At 71.7% G+C, this 6154-nt stretch carries 8 protein-coding genes; 1 reads left to right on the forward strand and 7 read right to left on the reverse strand.

What is annotated here, in order from left to right; translation table 11 throughout:
• The coding region (locus HW577_RS18770) for an FAD-binding protein (protein ID WP_198377670.1) at positions 1-1082 on the reverse strand (1082 nt) is incomplete at its 3' end.
• 145 nt (positions 1083-1227) lie between these two features.
• Positions 1228-2673 carry an FAD-linked oxidase C-terminal domain-containing protein gene (locus HW577_RS18775; protein ID WP_198377671.1) on the reverse strand — a complete coding sequence of 482 codons (1446 nt, stop codon included), beginning with the start codon at positions 2671-2673 and terminating at the stop codon, positions 1228-1230.
• Between the two features lie 131 nt (positions 2674-2804).
• Between HW577_RS18775 and HW577_RS18780 the strand changes: the two genes are divergently transcribed.
• Positions 2805-3191 carry a hypothetical protein gene (locus HW577_RS18780; RefSeq protein WP_198377672.1) on the forward strand — a complete coding sequence of 129 codons (387 nt, stop codon included), beginning with the start codon at positions 2805-2807 and terminating at the stop codon, positions 3189-3191.
• A gap of 46 nt (positions 3192-3237) precedes the next feature.
• Here HW577_RS18780 and ykgO read toward each other — a convergent pair whose 3' ends face one another.
• From ykgO to HW577_RS18805, 5 genes are all read right to left on the reverse strand, one after another.
• Positions 3238-3363, reverse strand: coding sequence for a type B 50S ribosomal protein L36 (ykgO, locus tag HW577_RS18785; RefSeq protein WP_188966940.1), 126 nt, complete (start codon positions 3361-3363; stop codon positions 3238-3240).
• A 143-nt stretch (positions 3364-3506) separates the two neighbouring features.
• Positions 3507-4040: an SRPBCC family protein gene (locus HW577_RS18790; protein WP_198377673.1), complete on the reverse strand. Its 534-nt coding sequence runs from the start codon at positions 4038-4040 to the stop codon at positions 3507-3509.
• A complete protein-coding gene (locus HW577_RS18795) occupies positions 4037-4399 on the reverse strand; it encodes an ArsR/SmtB family transcription factor (RefSeq protein ID WP_198377674.1) in 363 nt (120 codons plus the stop codon). Before HW577_RS18795 ends, HW577_RS18790 begins: the two co-directional genes overlap by 4 nt.
• Before the next feature lie 216 nt (positions 4400-4615).
• Positions 4616-5848, reverse strand: a complete 1233-nt coding sequence (acdA, locus tag HW577_RS18800) for a 3-sulfinopropanoyl-CoA desulfinase (RefSeq protein WP_198377675.1) — start codon at positions 5846-5848, stop codon at positions 4616-4618.
• A 2-nt stretch (positions 5849-5850) separates the two neighbouring features.
• The coding region (locus HW577_RS18805; protein WP_198377676.1) for a DUF533 domain-containing protein at positions 5851-6154 on the reverse strand (304 nt) is incomplete at its 5' end.

Here is a 6154-nt window from a genome sequence, read left to right on the forward strand (position 1 = left end):
TCCGGCAGCACCGCGACGGACAGGCGCAGCGCCTCCGGCGCGCGGAACAGCGTGCAGGTGCCCCCCGCGGCGGAAGCGGCCACGGCGATGGCGCCATGTGCGGCCTCGCTCGCCGGCCCCGCCAGCCAGGCCAGGCCGCCGCCCCAGTCGAGGAAGCCGCGGCCGCCCACCGCCTCCACCGCCGCCAGCATCCCGGGTCCGGCGGAAGGCCGGACGGAGACGCGCCAGATGGCGTCGCCCGGCGCCGCGGCGAGCGGCACGGCGTCGCGGATCTCCCGCCACAGCGCGCGCGTGGCCTCCGCATCGAGCAGCGCGACATCGCCATGCGGCGCGAGATCCTCCGCCAGCCGCGCGGAGCGGTAGGCGACGGAGGGGGCGAAATCCTCGAGCCGCAGGCAGGCCGCGTAGCCGCCCGCCGCATCGGGCACCAGCGCCGCGCCCGAGACACCGAAGGGGCTGCCAAGCCCGGCCGACAGCACGCGCACGCCCGCCGCCGCGTCGGGCACCTGCACGCGGAGCGTCGCGCAGGTCTCGCCCGCCGGCAGGACCTTCAGCGTCACCTCGGTCAGCACGCCGAGCGTGCCATGCGCGCCCGAGAGCAGCTTGCACAGGTCGAGCCCCGTGACGTTCTTCAGCACGCGCCCGCCCGAGCGCAGCACCTCCCCCTGCCCGTTCACGAAGCGGATGCCGAGCACATGGTCGCGCATCGACCCCCAGGTGATGCGCCGTGGCCCCGACAGGTTCGTGGCCACGATGCCGCCGAGCGTCGCCGGCGCATCCGTGCCGAACAGCGCGCGCGTGTCGGGCGGCTCGGCGATCAGCTGCTGGCCCTTCTCGGCCAAGGCGGCCTCGATCTCGGGGATCGGCGTGCCGGCGCGGGCAGAGATCACGAGCTCCGACGGGCTGTAGAGCGTGATGCCGGAGAGGTTGCGCACCGAGAGCGTGCGCGCCGCCTGCACCGGGCGCAGCAGGCCGCGCTTCGATCCGTTGCCCTCGATGGCGAGCGGCTCCCGCGCCGCATGCGCCGCGGCGATGGCAGCGGCGATTCCGGCCTCGTCGGGCGGGGCGAGCGTCGCGCTCATGCCAGGGATCGCGGATCGTGACCGATCCGCGCCTCAGGCGCCGGCGCGCACATCCGCGCGCTTGGCTCGCCGCACGCGCGGCGGGCGCCATGCGGCGCCTCGGCCAGCTTCGCCGGCCGCAGGGTTGGTGCGGTTGGAGGTCGCATCACTCGGCAGCCAGCGGCACGGGCGCGCCCTCCAGCGGGAAGACCTTGGACGGGTTCAGCAGCCATTGCGGGTCGAAGGCGGTCTTGATGGCGCGCTGCTGGTCCAGCTCCCGCGCCGTGAACTGCACGGTCATCAGGTCGCGCTTCTCGACGCCCACGCCGTGTTCGCCGGTCAGGCAGCCGCCGACCTCGACGCACAGCCGCAGGATGTCGGCGCCGAAGGCCTCCGCCTTGCGGAAGGATTCGGGGTCGTTGGCGTCGAACATGATCAGCGGATGCAGGTTGCCGTCGCCGGCATGGAACACGTTGGCGACGCCGAGGCCGTATTGCGTGCTCATCTCCCCGATGCGCTTCAGCACGAAGGGCAGCTCGGAGGTCGGGATGGTGCCGTCCATGCAGAGATAGTCAGGGCTGATGCGCCCGACCGCGCCGAAGGCGCCCTTGCGGCCCTTCCAGATGGCGAGCGACTGCTCGGCACTCTCCGCGACCTTCAGGCTGATCGGGTCGAAGCGCTCGCAGATCGCCTTGATCCGGTTCAGCAGATCATCCTGCTCGGCGACGGAGCCTTCCACCTCGATGATCAGCATCGCCTCGGCATCGAGAGGATAGCCGGCATGGGCGAAGGCCTCGCAGGCATGGATGCAGGGCTTGTCCATGAATTCGAGGGCAACGGGGATGATGCCCGACCCGATGATGGCATCGACCGCGGCACCCGCGATCTCGGTGCCCTTGAAGGCGGCGAGCATCGCACGCGCGCCTTCCGGGCCGCGCAGGATGCGCACCGTCACCTCGGTGACGAGGCCGAGCTGGCCCTCGCTGCCCGTGATCAGGCCGAGCCAATCATACCCCGCGGCATCCAGATGCGCGCCGCCGATGTCGATGACCTCCCCTTCGATCGTGACGAACTTCACGCCGAGCAGGTTGTTCGCGGTCACGCCGTACTTCAGGCAATGCGCGCCGCCGGAATTCATCATGACGTTGCCGCCGATCATGCACGCCAGCTGGCTCGACGGGTCGGGCGCGTAGAAGAAGCCGTCGCCTTCCACGGCCTTGGTGATGCCGATGTTCGTGACACCGGCCTCGACCACGGCGAAGCGGTCATCGAGGTCGATCTCAAGGATGCGGTTCATGCGCATCAGCCCGATGACGACGGCATCGGCCAGCGGCAGCGCGCCGCCCGACAGCGAGGTGCCCGCGCCACGGGGGACGACGCGCACGCCATTCGCGTTGCACCAGCGCAGCACCGCGGCGACCTCCTCCGTCGTGCGCGGCAGCACGACGGCGAGCGGCATCTGCCGGTAGGCGGCAAGCCCGTCCGTCTCATAGGGCTTGAGGCGCGTCGCATCGCCGATGACGCCATCGCCGGGGACGATGCGGCGCAGGGCTTCGACGATCTCCTCCCGGCGGGCGAGGATCTCGGGCTTGGGGGCGGGCAGCTCGATCACGGGCGGCGTTCCTCTCGATGCGCGGAAGATGCGCATCGCACGGCAGGGCGGCAAGCATTGCGTCCCGAATGCCCCGCGCGCAGACTCCGGACCGCGGCCGGCATGGCGCCGGCGAACGGAGAGCCTGCCCCATGCGACGCCTGATCCTTGCCGCCGCGCTTGCCCTTGCCCTGCCGGCGGGCGCATCGGCCCAGCAGGCCGGAACCTATGCGGTGGCGGGCCAGACGCCCGACGGCCAGCGCTACGAAGGCACGGCCACGCTGCGGCAGACCGGCACCAACACCTGGACCATCACCTGGAACGTGGCGGGCGACACCTCCCGCGGCGTCGGCCTGCTGATCCCGGAAGGCCCGCTGATGGTCATCGGCTACGTCGCGGGCCGCGAGATCGGCGCCGCGGCCTATGCCGTGGAAGCGGATGGCAGCCTGGCCGGCACCTGGACCCAGGGCGAAGGCGGCGGCGTGGGCACGGAAATCCTGCGCCCGCAGGGCGGCGGTGGCGGCGCCGTGCGCAAATAGAAAGGGGGGCCGAAGCCCCCCGTCCCGCTCAGGCCTGCGCCGGGCTTCAGCCCTGGCGCGCCTTCAGGCGGGGGTTCTTCTTGTTGATCACGTAGACGCGGCCGCGACGACGCACGACAACGCAGTTCTTGTCCCGGGTCTTGGCGGTCTTCAGCGAATTGCGGATCTTCATGGCTTACCTCGTGGAGGCGCGCTTCTAGGGGGGTGGGAGAGGCAAGTCAACCACGCAGGGCGCCAAAACTCGGCCATTCCGTCGGTTCCAGGCAATCCCGCGGCCGAAGCCCGCCCGGGGTCGACCCGGGCGGGCCAGACCCCTCACTCGGGAAGCCGCGCCGCATAGTCCTTCTTCAGGCGCAGCCACCCATCCCAGAACGGCGGCGGCACCGTGCCCGTAACGCGGGCCTCGAGGATGTCGAGATGGGCGTGCCAGCCGGCCGAGACCTTCAGCAGCATGTCGCGATCCGGCAGGCGGCGATGCGTGATCGTCAGCAGCACCTTCTGGCCGACCGGCTCGAGTTCGAAGGTCACGCCGTCGCTGCGCCCCCAGGTGATGGCGAGCCGGCGCGGCGGGTCCAACTCGGTGACCTGGCATTCCAGGCGGTGCTCCGCATCGAAACCCTCCGGGCGCCGGCTCGGCGGGTCGTTGAGTTCGTCGTTGCGCCAGACGAACTCGAAGGCAGCGCCGACCCGCATCTCCATCTCACCGGCGGCGAGCCACCGACGACGCAGGTCGCTTTCGGTGATGTAGGCCCAGACCCGATCGATCGGGCCGGGCAACAGGCGCTGGATCCGCAGCGTCATGGGCTCGGTCAGGACGCCATGGACGTCCAGGGGGGCGAGGTCGTTCATCGGTCGTCTCCTGTCGTGGGGGGAGTCTTCTCGGCCTCCTCGCGGAGGACGCGTTCAAGGTCGTCCAGCCGGCTGGTCCAGAACCGCTCGTAGAAGCCGAGCCACTCGTGGGCCGTGGCCAGCGGGCCCGGTTCGAGCCGGCAGTAATGGGTGCGCCCGCGAATATCGCGGCGGAGCAGCCCGGCATTCTCCAGCGCCTTGATGTGCTTCGAGGCGGCGGCGAGCGAGATGGCGAAGGGTTCGGCCAACTCTCCGACCGTCCGCTCGCCGCCGGCCAGGTGCCGCAGCATCCGCCGGCGGGTGGCATCGCCAAGGGCGTGGAACACGTCGTCCAGCGGGGGGGAATTAAATTCAACCATGTAGTTGAATATGCTGACACGCGCCGGGATAGTCAACCATATTGTTGAATGTTTGTCGGGTGGCGATGCGGAAAGCGGCGTTGCCGCTCTCCCGCGTTCACCCCGGCAAAGACCGGAAGGCCTTTCGAAGCCTCGGATGAGCGGTGTCCAGCGACCTTCCGGCGTCTGGCAGGATGGGGTCCCGGGGAGGGCGGCGCCCTCCCCCCGGCGCACGCCTCAGTCCGCGGCCGCGCGCCGCGCCGCGCGTTCTTCCTCCGCCACCCGCGCGAAGCCATCCCGGGTCTGCGGCAGTTTCCGCCCCAGGATCTGCTCGGCGACCTGCGTCCGCAGCACCTGCGCCGTCCCGCCCGCGATCGCGAACATCCGCGCATCGCGGACGTAGCGTTCCATCGGGTTGTCGCGCGAATACCCTGCCGCGCCCCAGACCTGCAGCGCCTGGTTGGTCACGCGGATCGCCATGTCGGCCGCCATCACCTTGGCCTGGGCGGCGGCGAGCCGGTCCGGGAAGCCGTTCGGCCCGGCCGAGCGCGCCGCGCGCCACACCAGGGCGCGGGAGGCCTCGATCTCAATCGACATGTCCGCCAGCATCCAGGCGAGCCCCTGGAATTCCGCGATCGGCCGGCCGAACTGCCGGCGGGACTGCGCCCGGTCCAGCGCATGGCCAAAGGCGCCGGCGGCCAGCCCCAGGGCGACGGTCGCCGCACCCACGCGCTGCCCGTTATAGGCATCCATCAGCCGCCCGAAGCCGCGCGCCCAGCCGCCGGGCGGGCGCAGCACCATCGAATCGGGCACTTCCAGCCCGCGCATCACCACATCCGCTTCCGGCATGCCGCGCAGGCCCATCGACGGGATCCGCGTCGCGGTCATGCCCGGGGGCATGCCTTCCCCGTCGCGGGCGACGATGAAGCCGCCGATACCCTTCTCCTCCCCATCCTCGAACACGCGCGCGAAGATCAGATGGAGGCGGGAGACGCCGCCGCCGGTGATCCAGGTCTTCTCGCCGTCGATCACCCAGGTGTCGCCGTGGCGGACGGCGCGGGTGCGCATGTCGGTCGCGGCGGACCCGGCCTCGGGCTCGGTGATGAGGATGGCGGGCTTGTCCCCGGCGAGCACGAGGTCCGCGGCCAGCCGCTTCTGGGCCGGGGTGCCGTAGGCCATGATGGCGCCGATCGCGCCCATGTTCGCTTCCACCGCGATGCGGCCGCAGACGGCGCAGGCGCGGGAGAATTCCTCGATCACCAGCACCGCGTCGAAATAGGACAGGCCCGGCCCGCCCCATTCCTTCGGCACGGTCAGGCCCATGAAGCCCGCGTCCTGCATGCGGCGGACCATGGGCCACGGATACTGCTCGGACCGGTCGGTCGCGGCCGCCTGGGCGGCGGCTTCGCGCGCGACCTCGCGGGCTCGGTCGCGCAGCCGGGCCTCGGCCTCGGTCAGGTCGTGGGCCATGTCTATCCTCCCCTGATCCGGCGCTCGATCGCCTCGACCGCGGCGCGGTCGAGCTTCAGCGCGCGGGCGAAGCCGTCCAGCCAGGCGCGCTCGGCATCCTGGATGGCGCCGGCGCCGGCGACGGCGGCGGCGTAGACCTGCGCGGCGAGCATCGGGTCGCGCGCTTCGCGCGCCAGCGCCTCGGGCGTCGCGCCGCGGTCGAATTCGGCGAGCACCGCGTCGCGCGCCGCGGGACCGAGGCCGGCGGCGTCGAGTTGTTCCGCGATGCGGCCGCGCTCCTCGGCATCCACCTGCCCGTCGGCGCGC

It is taken from the genome of Neoroseomonas rubea (genome assembly GCF_016106015.1).
Lineage (GTDB): Bacteria > Pseudomonadota > Alphaproteobacteria > Acetobacterales > Acetobacteraceae > Neoroseomonas > Neoroseomonas rubea.

Coding starts and splice junctions, on each gene's coding strand:
- HW577_RS18780 (WP_198377672.1), top strand. CDS start 2,805: ATGCGACGCCTGATCCTTGCCGCCGCGCTTGCCCTTGCCCTGCCGGCG.
- ykgO (WP_188966940.1), bottom strand. CDS start 3,363: ATGAAGATCCGCAATTCGCTGAAGACCGCCAAGACCCGGGACAAGAAC.
- HW577_RS18790 (WP_198377673.1), bottom strand. CDS start 4,040: ATGAACGACCTCGCCCCCCTGGACGTCCATGGCGTCCTGACCGAGCCC.
- HW577_RS18795 (WP_198377674.1), bottom strand. CDS start 4,399: ATGGTTGAATTTAATTCCCCCCCGCTGGACGACGTGTTCCACGCCCTT.
- acdA (WP_198377675.1), bottom strand. CDS start 5,848: ATGGCCCACGACCTGACCGAGGCCGAGGCCCGGCTGCGCGACCGAGCC.